The organism is Deinococcus aerolatus (genome assembly GCF_014647055.1).
Lineage (GTDB): Bacteria > Deinococcota > Deinococci > Deinococcales > Deinococcaceae > Deinococcus > Deinococcus aerolatus.
Genome location: NZ_BMOL01000007.1, coordinates 178,332 through 198,266 on the forward strand (window position 1 = coordinate 178,332; position 19,935 = coordinate 198,266).

General features: G+C 67.5%; 17 protein-coding genes. 12 read left to right on the top strand and 5 right to left on the bottom strand.

Annotation, left to right across the window (positions count from 1 at the left end; translation table 11 throughout):
- Nucleotides 1–16: 16 nt before the first annotated feature.
- Both IEY31_RS09545 and IEY31_RS09550 read right to left on the bottom strand, forming a co-directional pair.
- Nucleotides 17–1,198 (bottom strand): acetyl-CoA C-acyltransferase, encoded by a 1,182-nt coding sequence (locus IEY31_RS09545; RefSeq protein ID WP_188971302.1) that lies wholly within the window; start codon nucleotides 1,196–1,198, stop codon nucleotides 17–19.
- Nucleotides 1,199–1,329: 131 nt separating this feature from the next.
- A complete protein-coding gene (locus IEY31_RS09550) occupies nucleotides 1,330–3,414 on the bottom strand; it encodes a 3-hydroxyacyl-CoA dehydrogenase NAD-binding domain-containing protein (RefSeq protein WP_188971304.1) in 2,085 nt (694 codons plus the stop codon).
- A 136-nt stretch (nucleotides 3,415–3,550) separates the two neighbouring features.
- Here IEY31_RS09550 and IEY31_RS09555 point away from each other — a divergent pair, with 136 nt between their 5' ends.
- Nucleotides 3,551–4,540, top strand: coding sequence for an NADPH:quinone oxidoreductase family protein (locus tag IEY31_RS09555; protein ID WP_188971306.1), 990 nt, complete (start codon nucleotides 3,551–3,553; stop codon nucleotides 4,538–4,540).
- A gap of 106 nt (nucleotides 4,541–4,646) precedes the next feature.
- Here IEY31_RS09555 and IEY31_RS09560 read toward each other — a convergent pair whose 3' ends face one another.
- The 3 genes from IEY31_RS09560 to IEY31_RS09570 are packed head-to-tail and all read right to left on the bottom strand — an operon-like array spanning nucleotide 4,647 to nucleotide 6,849.
- Nucleotides 4,647–5,528, bottom strand: coding sequence for a 4-(cytidine 5'-diphospho)-2-C-methyl-D-erythritol kinase (locus IEY31_RS09560; RefSeq protein WP_188971308.1), 882 nt, complete (start codon nucleotides 5,526–5,528; stop codon nucleotides 4,647–4,649).
- A gap of 51 nt (nucleotides 5,529–5,579) precedes the next feature.
- The gene (gene ispD / locus IEY31_RS09565) at nucleotides 5,580–6,272 is read right to left on the bottom strand and encodes a 2-C-methyl-D-erythritol 4-phosphate cytidylyltransferase (protein WP_188971310.1); all 693 of its coding nucleotides are present in this window, start codon (nucleotides 6,270–6,272) and stop codon (nucleotides 5,580–5,582) included.
- Between the two features lie 13 nt (nucleotides 6,273–6,285).
- Nucleotides 6,286–6,849: a UbiX family flavin prenyltransferase gene (locus IEY31_RS09570; RefSeq protein ID WP_188971312.1), complete on the bottom strand. Its 564-nt coding sequence runs from the start codon at nucleotides 6,847–6,849 to the stop codon at nucleotides 6,286–6,288.
- Between the two features lie 360 nt (nucleotides 6,850–7,209).
- On the opposite strand from IEY31_RS09570, the gene IEY31_RS09575 reads away from it, so the two are divergent.
- The 11 genes from IEY31_RS09575 to IEY31_RS09625 all read left to right on the top strand — a co-directional run bounded on the left by IEY31_RS09575 (nucleotide 7,210) and on the right by IEY31_RS09625 (nucleotide 19,768).
- On the top strand, nucleotides 7,210–8,151 hold the full coding sequence (locus IEY31_RS09575) for an endo alpha-1,4 polygalactosaminidase (RefSeq protein WP_188971314.1): 942 nt from the start codon (nucleotides 7,210–7,212) through the stop codon (nucleotides 8,149–8,151).
- Between the two features lie 47 nt (nucleotides 8,152–8,198).
- Nucleotides 8,199–8,939, top strand: coding sequence for an SIR2 family NAD-dependent protein deacylase (locus IEY31_RS09580; RefSeq protein ID WP_188971316.1), 741 nt, complete (start codon nucleotides 8,199–8,201; stop codon nucleotides 8,937–8,939).
- A gap of 338 nt (nucleotides 8,940–9,277) precedes the next feature.
- The gene (locus tag IEY31_RS09585; RefSeq protein WP_188971318.1) at nucleotides 9,278–10,297 is read left to right on the top strand and encodes an ROK family protein; all 1,020 of its coding nucleotides are present in this window, start codon (nucleotides 9,278–9,280) and stop codon (nucleotides 10,295–10,297) included.
- Nucleotides 10,287–11,696 carry an argininosuccinate lyase gene (locus IEY31_RS09590; RefSeq protein ID WP_188971320.1) on the top strand — a complete coding sequence of 470 codons (1,410 nt, stop codon included), beginning with the start codon at nucleotides 10,287–10,289 and terminating at the stop codon, nucleotides 11,694–11,696. Before IEY31_RS09585 ends, IEY31_RS09590 begins: the two co-directional genes overlap by 11 nt.
- A complete protein-coding gene (locus IEY31_RS09595; RefSeq protein WP_188971322.1) occupies nucleotides 11,693–13,957 on the top strand; it encodes a PIG-L family deacetylase in 2,265 nt (754 codons plus the stop codon). The genes IEY31_RS09590 and IEY31_RS09595 overlap by 4 nt, the downstream gene beginning before the upstream one ends.
- Nucleotides 13,958–14,095: 138 nt before the next feature.
- The gene (locus IEY31_RS09600) at nucleotides 14,096–15,337 is read left to right on the top strand and encodes an extracellular solute-binding protein (protein ID WP_188971324.1); all 1,242 of its coding nucleotides are present in this window, start codon (nucleotides 14,096–14,098) and stop codon (nucleotides 15,335–15,337) included.
- Nucleotides 15,338–15,482: 145 nt separating this feature from the next.
- A complete protein-coding gene (locus IEY31_RS09605; RefSeq protein WP_229723452.1) occupies nucleotides 15,483–16,418 on the top strand; it encodes a carbohydrate ABC transporter permease in 936 nt (311 codons plus the stop codon).
- Nucleotides 16,419–16,479: 61 nt separating this feature from the next.
- Complete coding sequence (locus IEY31_RS09610) at nucleotides 16,480–17,373, top strand: carbohydrate ABC transporter permease (protein ID WP_188971326.1); 894 nt, start codon at nucleotides 16,480–16,482, stop codon at nucleotides 17,371–17,373.
- Nucleotides 17,370–18,215 (top strand): PIG-L deacetylase family protein, encoded by an 846-nt coding sequence (locus IEY31_RS09615; protein ID WP_188971327.1) that lies wholly within the window; start codon nucleotides 17,370–17,372, stop codon nucleotides 18,213–18,215. The genes IEY31_RS09610 and IEY31_RS09615 overlap by 4 nt, the downstream gene beginning before the upstream one ends.
- Nucleotides 18,212–19,114, top strand: a complete 903-nt coding sequence (locus tag IEY31_RS09620) for a carbohydrate kinase family protein (RefSeq protein WP_188971328.1) — start codon at nucleotides 18,212–18,214, stop codon at nucleotides 19,112–19,114. Before IEY31_RS09615 ends, IEY31_RS09620 begins: the two co-directional genes overlap by 4 nt.
- A gap of 87 nt (nucleotides 19,115–19,201) precedes the next feature.
- Nucleotides 19,202–19,768, top strand: a complete 567-nt coding sequence (locus IEY31_RS09625) for a tyrosine-type recombinase/integrase (RefSeq protein WP_188971329.1) — start codon at nucleotides 19,202–19,204, stop codon at nucleotides 19,766–19,768.
- Nucleotides 19,769–19,935: the final 167 nt, after the last annotated feature.

A 19,935-nucleotide genomic window follows, 5' to 3' on the forward strand; every position in this document is an offset into this window, starting at 1 on the left:
GGCAACGCTCAGATGGTTACAGGACCTCGAACAGCCCCGCCGCGCCCATGCCCCCACCCACACACATGGTCACCACGACATGCTTGGCACCCCGGCGCTTGCCTTCCAGCAGAACGTGGCCGGTCAGGCGGGCGCCGCTCATGCCGTAGGGATGGCCGATAGAGATGCTGCCGCCGTTGACGTTGTACTTCTCCGGGTCGATGCCCAGCTTGTCGCGGCAGTACAGCGCCTGCACCGCGAAGGCCTCGTTCAGCTCCCACAGGTCGATGTCGTCCACACTCAGGCCGTGGCGCTTCAGGAGCTTGGGCACCGCGTAGATCGGGCCAATGCCCATTTCCTCGGGTTCGCATCCGGCCACGGCGAAGCCCTTGAACAGCCCCAGCGGTTGCAGGCCGCGCTCGCGGGCCATGTCGGCGTCCATGACCACCACCGCCGCCGCGCCGTCCGACAGCTGCGAGGCGTTGCCCGCCGTGATCACGCCGCCCTCAAAGACGGGCTTGAGCTTCTGCAAGCCCTCCAGCGTCGTGTCGGGGCGGTTACCCTCGTCCAGCTTGCGGGTCACTTCCTGCTCGGAGATCTCGCCCGTTGCCTTGTCCTGCACCTTCATGGTGGCGGTCATGGGCACGATTTCGTGGTCAAACTTTCCGGCTTCCTGGGCCGCCGCCGTGCGCTGCTGGCTTTTCAGGGCGTACTCGTCCTGCTGCTCGCGCGAGATGCCGTAGCGCTTGGCCACGACTTCCGCCGTTTCCAGCATGGACATGTAGATGGCGGGCTTGTGCTCCATCAGCCACTCGCCGCGCAGCCGGTACTTGTTGGCGTGTTCGTTCTGGGTCAGGCTGATGCTTTCCAGGCCGCCTGCCACGAAGATCTCGCCCTGTCCGGCCATGACGTGGTTGGCCGCCAGCGCGATGGTATTCAGGCCGCTGGAGCAGAAGCGGTTGACGGTCACGCCCGCCACGCTGACAGGGAATCCGGCGCGCAGGGCGATCTGGCGGGCGATGTTGCTGCCGGTTGCGCCCTCGGGGTTGCCCGCGCCCATGATCACGTCTTCAATCTCGGCGGGGTCGATCCCGGCCCGCTGGACGGCGTGCGTGACGGCGTGCGCGCCCAGATCAGAGCCGTGCGTGTCGTTGAGGTAGCCCCGGTAGGCCTTGCCGATGGGGGTGCGGGCGGTGGAAACGATGACTGCTTCGGGCATGGTGAAACTCCTTGGATTGAGTTGGGGTGAGGAGACAAACCTGGCATCTCAGGGACGGGTCAAGGGTGGGTATTTTTTCGCGGCAACTGCTTGCAAGGCTGAGGAACTGAAACAACGCCGCCGAGCGCGATTTAACTTTTCTTGTCCCAGCCAGCAAACGTGCCCCCCTCATCGGCCAGCTTCTGAAGCAGGGGCGCGGGCGTCTGACCGTACTGTTTCAGGTCGGCCACCACGTTTTTCAGGCCCTGCTCGTCGGCGTACTGCATGGGACCGCCCCGGTAGGCGGGGAAGCCGTAGCCGTAGATGTAGATCACGTCAATGTCCCCGGCACGCTGCGCGATGCCCTCCTCCAGAATCTTCGCGCCCTCGTTGACCAAGCTGTAGGTCAGGCGCTTGGTGGCCTCGTCCTGAGTGATCTCGCGCGGCGTGATGCCCTTTTCACTGCGGTAATCGGCGATCAGCTGGGTCATCTCGGCGTTGGGCCTCGGCTTGCGGTCCTCGCCGTAGTCGTAGATGCCTGCCGCCGTTTTCTGGCCCTTGCGCCCGCGCTCCACGATGCGGTCCAGCCAGCCGTCGGGCTTCGGCTCGCCGCGCTCCTTGGCCTGGTGCTGGCGGATGGCGTAGCCGATGTCCAGGCCCGCCATATCGCTCATCTGGAACGGCCCCATCGGCAGGCCCAGCGCGTTCATGGCGGCATCCACGTCCTGCACGTTCGCGCCCTCTTCCACCATCTTGCGGGCCTCGTCGCCGTAGCGGTGAACCATGCGGTTGCCCACGAAGCCGTCACAGACGCCCACCACCACGCCCACCTTCTTGATCTTCTTCGCCAGCGCCATGCTGGTGGCCAGCACGCTGTCGCTGGTCTTGTCGGCCCGCACGATTTCCAGCAGCTTCATCACGTTGGCCGGGCTGAAGAAATGCAGGCCGATCACGCTTTCGGGGCGTTTGGTAACGCTGGCAATCTCGTTCACGTCCAGCGTGGAGGTATTGCTCGCCAGAATCGCGCCCGGCTTGGCAATCCCGTCCAGTTTGGTGAAGATGTCCTTCTTCACGTCCATGTTCTCGAAGACCGCTTCGATGATGATGTCGGCGTCCTTCAGATCACCCATGTCCAGCGTGGGCGTCAGCATGGACATGCGTTTTTCCACGTCCTCCATGCTGATGCGGCCCTTTTTGGCGGTGTTCTCGTAGTTCTTGCGGATCACGCCCAGGCCACGGTCCAGCGCCTCCTGCTGGGTTTCCACGATGGTCACGGGAATCCCGGCGTTCAGGAAGTTCATGGCGATGCCGCCGCCCATCGTGCCCGCGCCGATGATGCCCGCCGATTTGATCTCGGTGGTGGGTGTCTCCTTGGTGATGCCCGGGATCTTGCCCGCCTCGCGCTCGGCGAAGAAGATGTGGCGCAGGCCGCGCGACTGCGGGCTGTTCATGGCCTCCAGGAACTTACCTGCCTCAGCGTCCCAGCCTTCCTTGAACGGTTGATTCGCCGCCATTTCCGCCAGATCGATGATCAGCGAGGGCGAGAGCTGGCCCCGGTGCGACTTCTTAATGCCTTCGCGAGCGGCAGCGAAGACTTCGGGGCTGCCACCTTCCACCTCTTTCTCGCTGATGCGCGGCAATGGGCGGACGTCGGCGTGGCTGCGGGCAAAGGCCACCGCTCCGGCCAGCAGATCGCCGTCCACGATCTCGTCGATCAGGCCCAGCTTCTGCGCCTCAGTGGCCTTGATCGGGTTGCCCGACAGCATCATCTCCAATGCCTTCTGCGCGCCCACCACACGGGGCAGGCGCTGTGTGCCACCTGCGCCCGGCAGCACGCCCAGCTTGACTTCGGGGAGACCCACCTGCGCTTCCCCCACCGCCACGCGGTAGGTGCAGCCCATCGCCAGTTCCAGTCCGCCGCCCAGCGCCGTGCCGTGGATGGCGGCCACGGTGGGCTTGCCAAAGCCGTCCAGCTTCTCAATGGTGCCGCGCAGGTCGGGGGCTTCCTCGCGCGGGCGGCCGAAGGTCTTGATGTCGGCCCCGGCCACGAAGGTGCGCCCGCCGCCGATGATGACCACGGCCTTCACGCCGTCGTCGGCAGCGGCCACGTCCAGTCCGGCTTTCAGGCCCTCCGGCACGCCGGGGGAAAAGGCGTTGACGGGCGGGTTGTTGATGGTGAGAATCAGAATTTCACCGTCGCGGGACTGTTGAACCATTGCGGGTTGCTCTTTGGTCATGGTGGAGCCTCCTTGAGTTGTGCGCCGTGCTGAGGCCCGTATGCTTCCATGTTGCCCGCCCAGGGTCAAATACGTGGACGTTCATAGTTGACGTGCGCGTTCACTTTGTGGGGGACAGTCGGGTATGCTTCCGCCTATGAGCGAACTGATGAAGGCCATCGTGGTGGAACGCCTCGGTCCCCCCAACGTGATGGAGGTCAGGGAGATTCCCGTGCCGCAGCCGGGCGAGGGCGAGATCCGCATCCAGGTGGAGGCCGTGGGCATCAATTTCGCCGACGTGCTGGCAGTGGCCGGGCAGTACCTGACCCGCACGCGCGTGCCGTACACGCCGGGCATGGAGTTCGCCGGCATCGTGGAGTCGCTGGGCGAGGGCGTGAGCAACGTCAGGGTGGGCCAGCGCGTGGCCTGCCTGGGCGGCACCGGCGCCTTGGCGAAATACGCGGTGGCTAGGGCGGCGGCGGTGATTCCGGTGCCGGAGAACTTCACGGGGGCGCAGGCCGCCGCCTTCCCGGTGTCGTACTTCACGGCCTACCACGGCCTCAAAACCCTGGGGCGCGGCCAGCCCGGCGAATGGGTGCTGGTGCAGGCGGCGGCGGGCGCCCTGGGCACAGCCAGTGTGCAGCTTGCCAAGGCGATGGGCATGAACGTGATTGCCATGGCGAGTACCGAGGAAAAGCTGCAGTTGGCCCGCGATCTGGGCGCGGACGTGACCCTGTTGCAGGATGACCCGGACCGCGTACAGAAGGTGCGTGACGCGGCAGGCGGCAAGGGCGTGCCGCTGATTCTGGAAGTGGTGGGCGGCCCGCGTTTTCAGGAAAGTCTGGACATGGCCGCCGGACAGGGCCGGATCATCGTGATCGGCAACGCCAGCCGCGAGGACGCCCACCTGCGCCCGGTGGAACTGATGAAGCGCAACCTGACGGTCACAGGCCTGTGGCTGACCAGCCTGATGAATGACCGCGCGGCGACGGTGGCCGCCGCCCAGGCGCTCACGCCACTCGTGGCCAGCGGGCAGGTCACGCCGCAGGTGGGGCCGACCTACGCCCTGGCCGACAGCCCCCGCGCCTTCCAGGACATCCTGGACCGCAAGACGACCGGCAAGGTGGTCATCGAGCCGGGACGGTAAGCCCCCACGGCCTTCCCCTCTCCCAGCTGGGAGAGGGGTTTGTGTTGGACCCGTGTATACCGGCAGCGGGGCCAGAACGCGAGGGTGGCCGTTCCCCGCAGGCCGACTACAGCGTCTGGGCCGCCTGAACCCACCAGTCCGGATGCGCCAGGGCGATGGCCCGCGCAGCGTCGTAGGCCTGCCCGTCGCTGGACGCCACGCCAAAGCAGGTGCTGCCCGAACCGCTCATCAGGGGGGAGCGCAGGCCTGCCGCAGCCAGCACCGTCAGAACTTCGCGGATGGGGGCGTGGCGGGCGCTGACGCCGTCCTGCAGGGCATTGTGGTACGGCACCGCCTGCTCGCCGCCCAGCGCGGCCAGAATCGCGCCCACGTCCAAGGCGGGGGTAAAGGCTTCCTCATCGTCCAGCCAGGCGTAGGCGTCGCGGGCGCTGACCTCCACGCCTGGATTGACCAGCACCAGGGCGGTGCGGGGCACCGGCACGGACACCAGCAGTTCACCGATGCCCTCCGCGACGGCGGCCTGACCCAGCAGGAAAAACGGCACGTCCGCCCCCAGGCCCAGCGCCAGCTCAGGCAACGACACCTGAGACGGGTACAGCCGCGCCAGGGCCATCAGAGTGGTGGCCGCGTCGCTGCTGCCACCGCCCAGACCGGAGGCCAGCGGCAGCCGCTTGTGCAGGGTGATGGCCGCGCCGCCCTGCACGCCCGCCGCGTCCAGATAGGCGCGGGCGGCGCGGTAGACCAGATTGCGCTCATCGGCGGGCAGGTCCGCACCCATCCCGTCCACCGCCTGCACCTTCAGCGTCAGGGTGTCGGCCAGGCCAATCTCCAGCTCGTCCCCCACCGAGAGCGGCACCATCAGGGTGTGCAGCTCGTGGTAGCCGTCGGCCCGCAGATCGCGCACGCTCAGGCCAAAGTTGACCTTGGCCGGGGCCAGATAGGTCTTGTGGGACAGGGCGGGGGAACGGAGGCTCACGCCCTCCAGCATTCCACATGACGCGGGGACAGGACCCAGGCAGGGCCACGCTCCGTGAAGTCCTCAGCCTGCGAACCCACCCGGCTGTGCGTCCCACACCGGGGCCAGCGCCTGTGCCAGCGCCAGATCGCCGGGGGTGGTCACCTTGAACAGGCGGGCGTCGCCGCGCACCAGCTGCACCTGCCCGCCCTGGCGCGCGATCAGTCCGGCGTCGTCGGTGGCGGCGTGTCCGTCGGCGGCGGCCTGCGCGTGCGCCCGCAGCAGCAATTCGCGGCGAAAGCCCTGCGGCGTCTGCACCGCCCACAGTCCCTCGCGGGACACCGACGCACCCCACAGGCCGCCGCCCCCGGAGTGAACCAGCGTATCGGCCACCGGCAGCGCCACCGTCGCCGCCCCTGTCTCCGCCACGGCCTCCAGCAGCGCGAGGGTGATGTTGGCAGGCAGGAAGGGCCGGGCCGCGTCGTGAATCAGCACGGTGTCGGCCACCGTCGCATGCAGCAGGCGGCGCACGCTGTCCTGGCGGGTCTCGCCGCCAACAATGGCGCGGGCATTGATGCCGGGGGGAAGTTCCATGCCGCCCGGCAACGCCACCAGCACCTCGTCCACATACGGGGCCAGCGCCGCGACGCTGCGGGCCAGCAGGGACAGGTCGCCCACCGTCACGAACGCCTTATGGCCCAGGCCCAGGCGGGTCCCGCTGCCGGCGGCGGGAATCAGCGCCGCCGTGGTGCCGGACAGCAGACACGCGCCCGTCACCCTCCCCTCCCGCTCAGGACCCGTCCTCGCGCCAGCGTTTGAAACCGGGGGTGTCCAGGCCAAACTGGTCCAGCACGCGGGCGGTCACGAAATGCAGCAGTTCCTCCACGTCCCCGGGCGCGTGGTAGAAGCCGGGGCTGGCGGTCATGACGGTGGCCCCCGCGTCGTGGGCCGCCAGCATGTTCTGCAGCGTGGGCCGGGGCAGCGGGTCCTCGCGCAGCACCAGCACCAGCGGGCGGCGTTCCTTGAGGGTCACGTGCGCGGCCCGCGACAGCAGGTTGTCGGCAAAACCGTGGGCAATCTTGGCCAGGGTGCCCGCGCTGCACGGAATGACCAGCATGCCGTCGGTGCGGTAGGAGCCGCTCGCGACGCTGGCGGCCAGATCGCGGTCGTCGTGAACGTGGGCCGCGTGCCCGGTCAGATCGGCCAGTTGCGGCCCGCCCTCGGCGCTCATCACCCGTTTCGCGCCGCTGCTGACCACCAGATGGGTTTCCACCCCCAGGTCACTCAGCACCCGCAGCACGTCCCGCGCGTAAGGGATGCCGCTGCCGCCCGACACGCCCACCACCAGCCTCAAGCGAAAAACCCCATGGCGGCAGGCTAGCAGGAGCGCAGGACCCACGCTGCCGCCCTTCCCACCAATCCAGCGGCGTTGGCTGCCGCGTGGGAGACGGCATCCCCCTGCGCGCCCTGTGGCAGATCAGACCCCCTGCGCCGAGGTCTCCAGCGGGAGTTTGGACGTCCCGGACGCCGGCCGCAACCTTTATGTGGGGCCTCCCCTTCTGGGGTACGGGTCCTGTCAGAACGTGCCCGGTAGATTCGGCGCTGTGGCACGGCACCCCTGAAGACTCTGCCGTGCGGGCCGCCCTCTCTTTCAAACTCTTTCAAAACCGCCCTCTTGCGGCCAGCAGCGTCGGTGGCGCAGCCAGGGAGTCCCATGCGAAACACATTTTCCGCAGTGCTGGCCCTGACGGCTGCCCTGACCGCCTGTGGGCACAACGTCTCCCCCACTCCCGTCCCGGCCCCCAGCCCCACCGTCGCCACATCTCCGGCTGCCGGTTCGCCAGGACAGGTCACGGCACCCGCCGGCCCGGACGGCAAGTCCGGCGGCATCAACCTGCCCTCGACAGGCAAGGTGGACTGGGACTGGCAGATCGGCGCCTCTTCGGACAGCGCGATCAGGGTGGCGTCCGACGTCAAGCTGATCGACATCGACGGCTTCACCGCGTCGGCCGCCAAGGTCGCTGAACTCAAGAAGCAGGGCCTGTATACCGTGTGCTACATCGATGCAGGCAGCTACGAGCCGGGCCGCCCCGATTCGGGCCGCTACCCCAGTTATCTCAAGATTCAGCAGGACCCCGACTGGCCTGCGGAATACTTCCTGGACGTCACCGACGTCTTCAGGCCCAACTCTGTGCTGGCAGGAATCCTGACTGACCGCATGAAAATGTGCCGTGACAAGGGGTTTGACGCGCTGGAACCGGACAACCTGCAAAACGACGAGAACGTCCGCGGTGGCCGCATCACCACCCAGCAGCAGATTGACTTCAACGGCTGGATTGCCGATCAGGCCCATCTGCATGGTCTGGCGGTCTTCCAGAAGAATGGTCCGGACAAGATTCTGCTCAGGGACCGCACCGGCAAGATGATGGTGGACAAGTTCGACGGCATCCTCAATGAAGAATGTCAGCAGTTCGGCGAGTGCGGCCCGCTGGCCGAATACACCCGTCGCGGCAAGCTCGCCCTGAACGTGGAATACCGCAGTGGCGCGAGCCTGAACTGCACGCTGATGGCCCAGCTGGGCGTCAACGCCATCAAGAAGGATCTGAATCTGGCGGGCGCAACCATGGGCGGCTACCTGCGCGAAACCTGTCGCTGAGCGGCAGCGCCGCAGGGGGGCCGCAGCCCGCCCGCTAAACTTCTCCCATGAACCTGTCCCAGGCCCGAGACGCCCTGGCCGCTGCCCGCCGCGTGGCCGTCCTGACCGGCGCAGGCATCAGCGCCGAGAGCGGCATTCCCACCTTCCGCGACGCGCAGCAGGGGCTGTGGGCACGCTTCCGGCCCGAGGACCTGGCCAGCCCCGACGCGTATCACCGCGATCCGGCGCTGGTCTGGGAGTGGTACGCGGGCCGCTACCGCGACGTGATGGCGGCAACGCCCAACGCTGGGCATGACCGGCTGGCGCGGCTGGAACGCGAGAAGGGAGACGGCTTTTTCCTGGCGACGCAGAACGTCGACGGCCTGCACGCCCGCGCCGGCAGCGGAACATTGGGAGGACAGCTGGTGGAATTGCACGGCAACCTCATCACTGCCCGCTGCGAGGTCTGCGGACAGGTGGAGGCCCTGCCCGCCCCAGAGGGCTTCACGCCCCCACCCGTCTGTTCACGGTGCAGCGGCCGGATGCGCCCCAACATCGTCTGGTTCGGCGAATTCCTGCCCGAAGACGCCCTGGAGGCCGCCTCAGACGCCTTTGCCGCGGCCGACGTGGCCCTGATCATCGGCACCAGCGGCGTGGTGTACCCGGCGGCGGGACTGGCCTTTGAAACCCTGGGGCGCGGCGGAACGGTGATTGAGATCAACCCCAGTGAGACCGAGTTGACCCCCCACCTGAGCTTCAGCCTGCGCGAAACGGCGTCGAGGGGACTCGCGGCTTTGAACGGTGGGTGATACGGGCTCCGATTGAATCGTTTGCAAAACGATGAAAATCCGAGCGAAGCGAGAACGAGGAGAACGGGTTCCGGGAGTGGAGTTGGCAAACCGGCGCCCTCCCGGTTTGTTAACGAAGCAGACGGAATCCGTATGAAGGGGCATCGACACCTGACAGGGCGCAGGTGTCGATGCCCGTGCGTTCCCGGAAACATTGAGGAAAGAACAGCCCGGGGCACACGTCCGAATGGGAATCGATAGGGCGGATGGGAACCGATAGAGGCCACGTTGATTTTCGGCAGACGCCCATGTACAGTGGCTCCACATCGTTAAGAAAGTTTCTTATCTAGGAGTTGTCCATGGGTCAGCCGCGCGAGCTTCGGCGTCTTAATCGCCGCGCCGTTACACAATTGCTGTTTACCGAGGCGGGAGCCACCCGGCCGCAGCTGGCCGACCGGACCGGACTGTCCAAGGTCACCGTCAACGTCGTGGTACAGGAACTGCTCATTCACGGCATCGCCCGGCTGTCCATCTCGTCGGACCAGGGCATGGGCCGCACCCCTCACATGGTCGAGTTGCAGCCGCAGGTTGGCGCGGTGCTGGCCATTAGTCTGCAACCCACCGACATTTACACGCACCTGAACGGCCTGGCTGGCGGTGAGGCCCGGACCCGGCAGACCCACTGCGCCGAACCCGAACTGACCGCGGCACTGCTGGGGGTACTCGCCGAGGCGCTGGCCGAAGACACCTATGGGCCGCTGCGCCACGTGCTGATCGGCCTGCCAGCCCCGGTGGACCCGCAAGGCCGGGTGCGGGAACCCAACGTGACCCACCACCTCGACGTGGGACGGGTCACGGGCTTTCTGGAAGGCGCTGGCGTGACCTACGCCTTCGTCAATGACGCCAATCTGGTGGCGCTGGCCATCACCCGTGAGACGCCCGACTGCAGCCACATGGCCGTGCTGATCGAGCGGCCCAGCGGCACCGGCATGGGTCTGCTGCTGGGCGGAAAGCTGTACCGGGGCATGCACGGGCGGGCCGGGGAAATCGGGCGCTCGCGCTGGCCCACTGCGGGCGGCGCGGAGCCGCTGGAAAGCCTGCCCAGCCCCGAGCGGCTCGACGCCACGGCGTTCATGCTGGCTGGACTGGTGCATACGCTGGACCTGCAGCACGTGGCGCTCGGCCTGCCGCAGAGCCGCGCCTCTGCCCTTCAGGAGAAACTCAGCACCCTGCTGGACGTGTCGATCACCACCCAGCTGCTGCCGGACGTGGACGCCGTGGTGCTACGCGGCGCGGCCCTTCTGGCACATGAACAGGCGCGGGAGCATCTGCTTGCGCGCGTCGAGGACCTTGGAGGGGAACACACCGATGTGGCATGACACGTACCTGAAAACCGTTCTGCAACCGGACTACGCCTATGCCAGCGAGCACCTGCTGCCCCACCTGTTCGACGCCCTGAGCGCCCACGCCCTGATGCTGGACGGCTGCGGCGTGGCGCACGCGGGCGAGGCGGCCCGGCTGCTGCGTGACATTCGCCGCCAGCCGTTTCCAGCCTACGACCCCAGCATCGAGGACGTGTTCTTCACGCTGGACCGGACGCTGGCGGCCCGTGACGCGGACGCGGCAGGGGCGCTGCGGACGGCGCTGTCGCGCAACGATCTGGACATGACCATCTACCGCCTGAGTGCCCGGCTGCGCCTGATGCGGGCCATGGAGCGGGTGTTGCGGCTGCGGCGCACGCTGCTGGACCTCGCCGCGCGGGAGATCGACACCGTGATTGTCGCGTACACCCACCACCAGCCGGCCCAGCCCACCACCCTGGCGCACTACCTGACGGCGGTGGAAAACGTTCTGTCCCGCGACAGCGCGCGGATGCTGGGTGCCCTGGCGCACCTGAACATCAGCCCGATGGGCGCGGTGGCGCTGGGCGGCACCAGCTTTCCCATCGACCGGACGCGCACCTCGGCGCTGCTGGCCTTTGACCGGCCCATCGAGAACACCTACGACGCCGTGAGCGCCAGCGACTGGCAGGTGGAGATCGCCAGCGTGATCACGGTGGTGTCCACGACCCTCTCAAGGGTGCTGTACGACCTGCTGTTCTGGGCCTCGCGCGGGCTGCTGTCGCTGGAAGACGGGCTGGTGCAGGGCAGCAGCGTGATGCCGCAGAAACGCAATCCGGTGGCCCTGGAACACGCCCGGACCAAGTTCAGCAAGGCCATCGGGGTGACGCAGAGCGTGATCATCAGCAGCCACAACGTGCCGTTCGGGGACATCAACGACCCTGGCCCGGACATGCAGCCGCCGCTGACCAGCATGTGGCACGACTTCCGCGACGGCCTGGAACTGATGATCGCCTCGCTGACCCGTCCCAGACTCAACCGCGAGGAATGGCTGCGTGAAGCCCAGCAGGGCGAATCGGTGGTCACCGAGCTGGCCGACGTGATCGCCCGCCACTCCGGCTGCGGCTTCCGGGACGCGCACGCCCACGTGGCGGCGCTGCTCGCACACCTGCACGCCCAGGGCCGCGCGGTCAGCACCTTGACCGCCGCGGATCTCGGGGCAGTGGGCCTGCATCTGCCGGAAGCCGAGGTGCAAAGCGCCCTGAACCCGGCGGAATTCATCGCCCGCCGCACCACCTTCGGCGGCCCCGCTCCGCAGGTCATGGCCGGGGAACTCCTGGCAGCCCGCGAACGCCTGGACACCGACCTGGCCCACCACGACAGCCTCACCACCCGCTTTATGAATGCCCGTTCGTACCTTGAAGGAGGTTCGTTATGAGAAAACGTTGCTGGTCCGCCGTGCTGCTGTCCTTGCTGGTGGGTGCCGCAAGCGCACAGACTGCGCCTGCGCCCGCTCCCAACCCCATCCAGAGCGGCCCCGGTTCCTACGGCGGCACGGTCAGCGGCCTGGACCTGATGGACGTGGACCTAATGTTCATCGGCGCGCACCCGGACGACGACGGCGGCGTGGGCGGCATCCTGGCCCGCTACCTGCTGGACGGCGGCCTCAAGGGCACCGTGGTCACCCTGACCGGCGGCGAGGGTGGCGGCAACGCCACCGGCCGCGAGACCGGCCGCGCCCTGGGCTTGATCCGCGAGGAGGAGGAACGCCGTTCGCTGGCGATGCTGGGCGTGGACAGTCCGCACTTCCTGGGCCTGCGCGACTTCTACTTCACGCTGTCGGCCGAGGAGACGCTCGAAAAGTGGGGCGGCCCGGCCTTTGTGTGCGACGTGGTGCGGCTGGTGCGGGTGCGCCGCCCCGAGATCATCGTGACGATGTGGCCCGGCCCCGGCACGCACGGCCAGCACCAGATGGCCGCCCGCGCCGCCACGCTGGCCTACAACTCGGCCGGTGACCCGAAGTCCTGCCCCGAGCAGGTGGCCGAGGGCGTGCAGCCGTTCACGCCGCTGAAGCTGTACTACTACCCCAACAGCGCGGCCGAGGCCACCGTCAAGATTCCCACCGACGACGTGTCGCGCACCGCGCGGCTGCGCTACGCGGACCTCAAGAGCATCGCGCAGCACAACTACCGCTCGCAGGGCTGGGACACCACCTCCACGCTGCCGGCGCGGGCAGCCAATCCCGAGTCGTTCATGCTGGTGGCCTCGCGGGTGCCCACCCCCGCCCAGGAAACATCGCTGCTCGGCGGGGCGCTGGCCCCCAGCGGGTCCTCGCCGGCCGGCGTGCGGCTGGAGGTGCAGCCCGGCGCCTATGACATCGGTGCGGGGCAGGCCGCGCCCGTGACGGTCACCCTGATCAACACCACCGCCCAGCCCATGACCGGCGTGACGCTGGCCCTGAATGCCCCGGACGGCTGGACGGTCTCGGCCGCTCCGGCCGCCCGGACCCTCAAGCCCGGTGAGTCGGCCAGCGCCACCTTCCAGGTCATGGCCCCCGCCGGGGCCGCCGCCGAGCGCAGCGCCCTGACCGGCAGCTACCGCGCCGTGCAGGACGGGCAGGCCATCACCGGCCGTGCCGGCAACTTCGTGCGTCCGCTGCCCGCCGTCGTGGCCACGTTCGCCCCCACCTTTGACGTCGCCGCGTACCAGGACTTCGCACGGCAGACCGGCACCGACTGGGTGATCGGCTCGCTGCCCACCCGTCTGGCACTCGCGCTGGGCCAGAAGACCCCCGTGAACGTAACCGTGACCAACCGCAGCGGGGCTGCCGTGAACGGCAAGGTAGAGCTGAAACTGCCCGCAGGCATCGCGCTGTCGGGCGACACCGCCTACTCGCTGGCCGCCGGACAGAGCAAGACGCTGACGTTGCAGCTGGAAGCTGTGGTCGCCGCGCTGCCTGCCGGACGCCAGAGTGCGCTGCTGCCGGTCAGCCTCAGCACCGGCAACTTCACCGACACCGCCAACGCCTACGTGCTGCCCAGCCTGACCATTCCGCGCCTGAGCAAGGCGCCGGCCATTGACGGCGACCTGGCCGACCTGTCGGCGGGCGCCGACGGGCAGATCGGCCCCGAAGACCTGTGGTGGCGGGCCAAGCCCGACGGCGCGGCAGACGCCAGCGCCAGCTTCAAGCTCGGCTACGACGACACGTACCTGTACGTGGGCCTGAACGTCAAGGACGAGCTGGTGGCCTGCAACATCGCCCCCGACGACGTCAAGGCCCAGCTGCGCTCGGACGCGATTGGCGTCACCGTGGACCCCAGCGGCACCAGCCGCGACACCGGCACCACCATGCAGGCCGCCGCCTTCCCCTGCACCACCGACGGCTTCGGGGCACGCGGCTTCCGCGACGCCGACGCCCGGCAAGGCGTGATGGAGGAAACGGCGCCCGGCATGCAGGTGGCCTCCAGGAAGGTGGACGGCGGCTACACCATCGAGTTCCGCCTGCCCTGGGCCGCCATGCCCAAGGTGCCCAAAGCGGGCGACACCATCGGCCTGAACCTGGTGATGTACGACGGCGACACGGCCGACGCCCGCGTGGGTGCGAACATCAGCCAGAGTGGGCTGGCGTGGGCGGCGTTCCCCTGGGGCGGCAAGCAGGCCCTGCCCTACCTGTGGCCCCGCGTGACCCTGGGCAAGTAACCGGCAGCCCCGACGGGCGGAGGCAGGAAAGCGCCCGGTTCACAACGATTGCCAGCCAGCTCTCTTTTCCGCCCCTGCCCGACGTATAGTTTAAATTCTCAAGTACCCCTCATCTCACACGTACCCTCAAGGAGATCAATGAAAAAGCTGCTTACGCTGGCCCTCGGTCTGTCCCTCGCCTCCGCCTCGGCCGCGCCCGTCACCCTGACCTACTGGCAGTACGACTTCGCCAGCAAGGTCAGCACCATGAACGAGCTGATCAAGAAGTTCGAGGCCGCCAACCCCGACATTAAGATCAAGCAGGAAACCTTCCCCTACGACGCCTACAACCAGAAGGTGGCCTCCAGCGTGCCGGCCGGCCAGGGCCCGGACGTGGTCAACCTGTTCTACGGCTGGCTGCCGCAGTACGTGGACAGCGGTTACCTGCTGCCCCTGCCGGCCAAGGACTTCCCGATCAAGAAGATCGAGAGTGACTTCGTGCCGATGATCCAGACCAGCAAGATGGACGGCAAGTACTACGCCCTGCCCACCTCGGTGCGGACGCTGGCGGTGTTCTACAACAAGGACCTGTTCAAGGCTGCCCGCCTGACCCCCCCGCGCACCTGGGAAGACTTCATCGCCGCCGGGGAGAAGATCGTCAAGGGCGCGCCGCCGCGCTTCACCACCCTGGGCTTCGGCATCCAGCCCGACGGCCAGGACTACCACATGGTCCGCGAGGTGCTGGTGCGGCAGTTCGGCGGCACCCCGTACAGCAAGGACAGCAAGACGGCCACCTACGACAGCGAGGCCGGGCGCAAGGCAATGGCCTTCTACACCGATCTGGCCACCAAGTACAAGCTGGGCGTGCCCAACTTCTTCCCCGGCAACAACAGCTACCGCGACGCCTTTATCGCCGGCAAGGTCGGGATGATCATCGACGGCTCCTTTGCCGTCAACACCATCAAGAACGGGGCCAAGTTCGAGTGGGGCGTCATCCCGCTGCCGGTGATGAAGGACAACGGCATCCGCAGCAACTTCGGGTCGTACTGGGTCAACGGCATCACCAAGAACGCCAAGGGCGAAAAGCTCGACGCCGCCGTGAAGTTCCTCAAGTTCCTGACCAGCGAGACCACCCAGCGCACCTGGCTGGACTCGGTGGGCGAGATTCCGGCCAGCCGCAAGCTGTCCGGCGACGCGTCGCTGCGCAAGGACCCGGTGTTCGGCGCCTTCGTGGGCTCGCTGCCGTTCGCGCACTCGACGCTGTTCGTCGATGAGGCCGGTCAGCGCAAGGCCTGGGTGGACGCGATCAACACCGTCCTGTTGCAGGGCAACACCCCGGCCAACGCCATCAAGAAGGCCGCCACCGACGAACAGAAGATCCTGAACAGCTACTACAAGTAAGGCGTTCGGCGGCCCGCGCCGCTGCCTCCCCTCCGGCGCCGTCCGGGGGGAGGTGGAGGCGCGTCCTGTTTGCCGCACCCATGTCGCTTCATCACTGCGCTCCAGAGGTTGAGATGCCCAGATTCCATGCCCGCCCAGGGACCCCATGACCAGCACGGCGCCCACGTCCACCACCCCCCCCAGGCCCCGCCGGGGCGGCTCGATGCGCCGGCATCAGACCCGCACGGCCTACACGTTCCTGCTCGTTCCGCTGATCTTCTTTCTGATCGTGCGCTTTTTGCCTACCCTCTCCGCCCTGCGCCTGAGCGTGTTCGACTGGAACATTCTCAAAGAGCAGCAGCCCTTCGTGGGGATCGAGAACTACGAGCGCCTGTTCGCCGACGAGAAGTTCGGGCAGGCGCTGCGCAACACGGCGCTGTACGCGGTGATCGGCGTTCCGGCCCAGATCGCCCTGGGGCTGGTGGTGGCACTGATGCTCAACCGCATCCAGGCGCTGCGGGGCCTGTTCCGGGCGCTGTATTTCGCTCCCTACGTGACCCCCATCGTGGCCGCCGCATGGGTCTGGCAGTGGCTGTTCAGCCCGCAGTTCGGCCCGATCAACACCTTCCTGATCTGGCTGAACATTCCGCCGCAGAACTTCCTGACCTCGCCCACCCAGTCCCTGGCGACGACGGCGGCCCTGGTGGTGTGGCAGAACCTGGGCTTCCAGATCGTGCTGTTCCTCGCCGGTCTCGCGGCCATCCCGCGCAGCTACTACGAGGCCGCCGAGATCGACGGCGCGAACGGCACGCAGACGTTCTGGAAGATCACGCTGCCGCTGCTCAACCCCACCATCGTGTTCAGCGTGGTTACCGGCACCATCTCCTATCTACAGCTGTTCACCCAGGTCGTCAACCTGAACTTCACCGACCAGGGCGGCCCGCTGGGCAGCACCATGACCGTGGCGCTGTACATCTACCAGATCGCTTTCGGCCGCTACCAGATGGGCTACGCCTCGGCCATCACGGTGGTGCTGTTCCTGATCATCCTGGCCATCACCCTCATCCAGCTGCGTTTCCTAACCCGGAAGTACGACCTGTGAACCGGCATCCCTTCCGGCCGCAGGTCACGCTTTCCGGGCGGCGCGCGCCCGTGGAGTCCGCATGACCACCCATCCCGCCCGCCCCGACGAGCGCCCCGCCGCCACCGCCGGCCAGCCCCAGCCGCGCCGCCGCGTGAACACCCCCACGCTGCTGGCCTACGTCGTGCTGAGCGTGGGCATCGTGGTCACGCTGTTTCCCTTCATGTGGATGCTGCTGACCAGTCTCAAGGGGTTTCAGGAGCTGTTTAACCTGTCGTTCCTGCCCGCCGCGCCGACCCTGGACAACTACCGCCAGGTGCTGGTGGAAACCGAATTCATCCGCTGGTTCGGCAACAGCCTGCTGGTGGCCGGGGTCACCACCGCCAGCGTGCTGTTCTTCGATTCGATGGTGGGCTACACCCTGGCAAAATTCGATTTCCCCGGCAAGAACATCATCTTTATCCTGATCCTGTCCACGCTGATGATCCCCACCGAGATGCTGGTGATTCCGTGGTTCGTGGGCGTCAGCGACCTGCAGCTGACCCAGAGCACCCCCGGCGCGTACTTTGCGATCATGTTTCCGGGGCTGATCAGCGCCTTCGGGGTCTTTCTGATGCGGCAGTTCTTCGAGACGCTGCCCGACGACCTGCTGGAAGCGGCCCGCATCGACGGCATGAGCGAGTTCGGCATCTTCTGGCGCATTGCGCTGCCGCTGGTGCGCCCGGCGCTGGCCAGCCTGGCGATCTTTACCTTCCTGGGCAACTGGAACGCCTTCCTGTGGCCGCTGATCGTGATTCAGAAACCCGAGTTCCGCACGCTGCCGGTGGGCACGGCGCTGTTCAACGGCGAGGCCGGCACGCAGTGGGGCCTGATCATGGCGGCCAGCAGCCTGGCGGTGATTCCAGTGCTGATCGTGTTCGCCATCTTCCAGAAACAGATTATCGAGGGCATCGTGCTGACGGGAATGAAGGGATGAGCGCCCAGGCCTCGCTGCTGGCCGTCTTCGCCCACCCGGACGACGAGGCGCTGCGCTGCGGCGGAACGCTGGCGCTGTACGCGGCGCGGGGGGCGCAGGTTCACCTGATCTGCCTCACGCGGGGAGAGGCCGGGCGCAATACCGATCCGGCCCTGGGCGAGGTGGAGATCGCCCCCCAGCGGGAGCAGGAGCTGAAAGACGCCTGCGCCGCCCTGGGCATCCACCCTCCCATCTTTCTCGGCTACCACGACAGTGGCCGGGGCGACCGGCTGCGCCGCGACGATCCGCTGGCGACCATCAACGCGGACCCCACCGAGATGGAACGCCGGATTCTTGAGGTGATCGAGGCCACCCACCCCCAGATCATGCTGACCTTCGATCCGCACGGCATGTACGGCCATCCCGACCACCTGATCGCCCACCGCGTCGCCACCGCCGCGTACGCCAGCAGCGGGTTCCGGCAGGTGCGTGTGCAGCGGCTGTTCTACACCGTTCAGAGCCGCGAGGAAATGCTGCGCCTGCAAAGTGGGCGCCCGCTGGGCGTGCTGGAGGGCCTGGAGCCGGAAACCTACGCGGTATGCGACTGCACCATCGCCGCCCATATCGATGTCCGCGCCCACGCAGCGCAGAAGCGGGCCGCGCTGTTCTCGCACCGCAGCCAGACCGGCCCGCTCAGCACCCTGGGGACTCTGACCGAGGAGCAGTTCGCGCCCCTGATGAACACAGAGACCTTCAGCCTCGGCGGCATTCGCTCCCCGGTGCCTGAATACCCCATGCACGACCTCTTCGCGGGCCTGGACGTCGCATTCAGCGCCGGCAGACCACAGGAGCAGCTTGCGTGACGCCGCGCGATGTCATTCTTCTGGGCAACGTCAACGTGGACCTGATCCTGGGTCCCCTGGACCGTTGGCCCGCACGGGGCACCGAGGCCCTGGTGGAGGGGCTGCAGTGGCGCGTCGGCGGCAACGCGGGCAATGCCGCCGCCGCCTGCGCGGCCCTCGGCACGAACCACGCGCTGGTCAGCACGGCCGGGAATGATCTGGCCGGGGAATGGCTCCGGGCGCAGCTGCCCGCCGGGCCGGTCACGTGGCTGCCGCACGCCGGGCCAACCTCAGTGACGGTGGCCGTGAGCCATTCCGACGGCGAGCGGACCTTTGTGACCCAGCTGGGCCACCTGGCGACCCTGAACTGGGAGGAACTGCGGCCCCATGTGCCCGTCAGCCGTTTTGCCCTGCTGGCTGGAGCCTTCCTCACCCCAGCCCTGCGCCGCCAGTACCCCGAGATGCTCACGCACTTCGGGCGCAGCGGAACGCAGGTGGCCCTCGACATGGGCTGGCCCGACGGCGGTTACACCCCCACGCTACGTCAGGAGGTGCTGGGCTGGCTGCCCCGAACGCACCACCTGCTGATCAACAACCTGGAGGCGCAGGCCCTGACGGGCGAGGCTGACCTGCAGCGCGCCGCCGATTGCCTCGCGTACCAGCTGCACCCAGACGGCACGCTGGCCATCAAGTGCGGCCCCCACGGCGTCCTGCTTCGTCAGCAGGGGCAGATCAGCACGCATGCGGCCCCGGCGGTCAGGGTGCAGGACACCGTGGGGGCCGGTGACATCTGGAACGCCGCGTACCTGGACGCCCTGGGCCGGGGCCAGGATGCTGGGGCCGCCGCCACATTTGCTGTGCAGGTTGCTTCCACAGCCGTCTCCACCCAGCCCAGGCGCTACCTCTCCGCGCCGCAGTGAGGGCGGGGGCGCGGCGAAGTGAGGGGCCTGACCTCACAGGACGTAGATCTGGAGCGGGGCGTACTGCGCGTCCGGCAAACGCGGGTCATGCGACTGGAAGAAATTGAGACGGGCGATGCCAGGACCACCAACTCACAGCGGGACATTCACCCTCCCGCCTCGGTGGTGGCCGTGCTGCGGGACCACCGGACTACGCAGGAGAGGGACCGTCAGACGGCGGACAGCGCATGGGAAGGAGTGGGCGCGGTCTTCGGGACCACGCTGGGCGGCTGGACCTACCCCGACAATCTGGTGAGGGCGATGCGGCTGATCGTGGAATGGTCAACCCAGCGCGGCTGGAACTGCAGACCGACAAGCGGTCAGTCTGGCAGGGCGTGCCACGCGAGAGAAGCTGGCGGCTCTGATGGCAGCAATACAGGGCAGGGAACAGCGGCCCAACATCTCCCCCATAGCCTGCGCTACACCGTCGCCACGCTGGCCCTGCGCGGCGACGCGCCGGTGGAGGTGGTGTCCAAGGTCCTGGGACACGCGCGGGTATCCATCACGCTGGACGTGTACCGGCATGTCATGGACAACGAGCGGCGGGCGCTGGTGGTGGACCTCTTCCACACGCCGCCTGCAGTCTCAGGCTTCAGCCTTCCGGCGCTGACCTGAGGTAGTCGAATGTTACTGGCTTGCCGAATAACCGCAGATAGGGGCTGACAGGCAGGGAATCAGCCGCTGACGTTGGTGAATTTCAGAGGTTGTGGTGCTTTGATACGAATCCCGGTTAATTTGTTACACGAGGCCACCAATGGAAGAGGGTCAGGGAGCGCACCCGT

What these genes read in the sequence shown, in the direction of transcription:
- IEY31_RS09610 (WP_188971326.1), top strand. Translation starts at nt 16,480, where the DNA reads ATGACCACCCATCCCGCCCGCCCCGACGAGCGCCCCGCCGCCACCGCC.
- IEY31_RS09590 (WP_188971320.1), top strand. Translation starts at nt 10,287, where the DNA reads ATGTGGCATGACACGTACCTGAAAACCGTTCTGCAACCGGACTACGCC.
- IEY31_RS09625 (WP_188971329.1), top strand. Translation starts at nt 19,202, where the DNA reads ATGCGACTGGAAGAAATTGAGACGGGCGATGCCAGGACCACCAACTCA.
- IEY31_RS09560 (WP_188971308.1), bottom strand. Translation starts at nt 5,528, where the DNA reads ATGCTGGAGGGCGTGAGCCTCCGTTCCCCCGCCCTGTCCCACAAGACC.
- IEY31_RS09575 (WP_188971314.1), top strand. Translation starts at nt 7,210, where the DNA reads ATGCGAAACACATTTTCCGCAGTGCTGGCCCTGACGGCTGCCCTGACC.
- IEY31_RS09605 (WP_229723452.1), top strand. Translation starts at nt 15,483, where the DNA reads ATGACCAGCACGGCGCCCACGTCCACCACCCCCCCCAGGCCCCGCCGG.
- IEY31_RS09615 (WP_188971327.1), top strand. Translation starts at nt 17,370, where the DNA reads ATGAGCGCCCAGGCCTCGCTGCTGGCCGTCTTCGCCCACCCGGACGAC.
- IEY31_RS09545 (WP_188971302.1), bottom strand. Translation starts at nt 1,198, where the DNA reads ATGCCCGAAGCAGTCATCGTTTCCACCGCCCGCACCCCCATCGGCAAG.
- IEY31_RS09555 (WP_188971306.1), top strand. Translation starts at nt 3,551, where the DNA reads ATGAGCGAACTGATGAAGGCCATCGTGGTGGAACGCCTCGGTCCCCCC.
- IEY31_RS09585 (WP_188971318.1), top strand. Translation starts at nt 9,278, where the DNA reads ATGGGTCAGCCGCGCGAGCTTCGGCGTCTTAATCGCCGCGCCGTTACA.
- IEY31_RS09595 (WP_188971322.1), top strand. Translation starts at nt 11,693, where the DNA reads ATGAGAAAACGTTGCTGGTCCGCCGTGCTGCTGTCCTTGCTGGTGGGT.
- IEY31_RS09600 (WP_188971324.1), top strand. Translation starts at nt 14,096, where the DNA reads ATGAAAAAGCTGCTTACGCTGGCCCTCGGTCTGTCCCTCGCCTCCGCC.
- IEY31_RS09580 (WP_188971316.1), top strand. Translation starts at nt 8,199, where the DNA reads ATGAACCTGTCCCAGGCCCGAGACGCCCTGGCCGCTGCCCGCCGCGTG.
- IEY31_RS09550 (WP_188971304.1), bottom strand. Translation starts at nt 3,414, where the DNA reads ATGACCAAAGAGCAACCCGCAATGGTTCAACAGTCCCGCGACGGTGAA.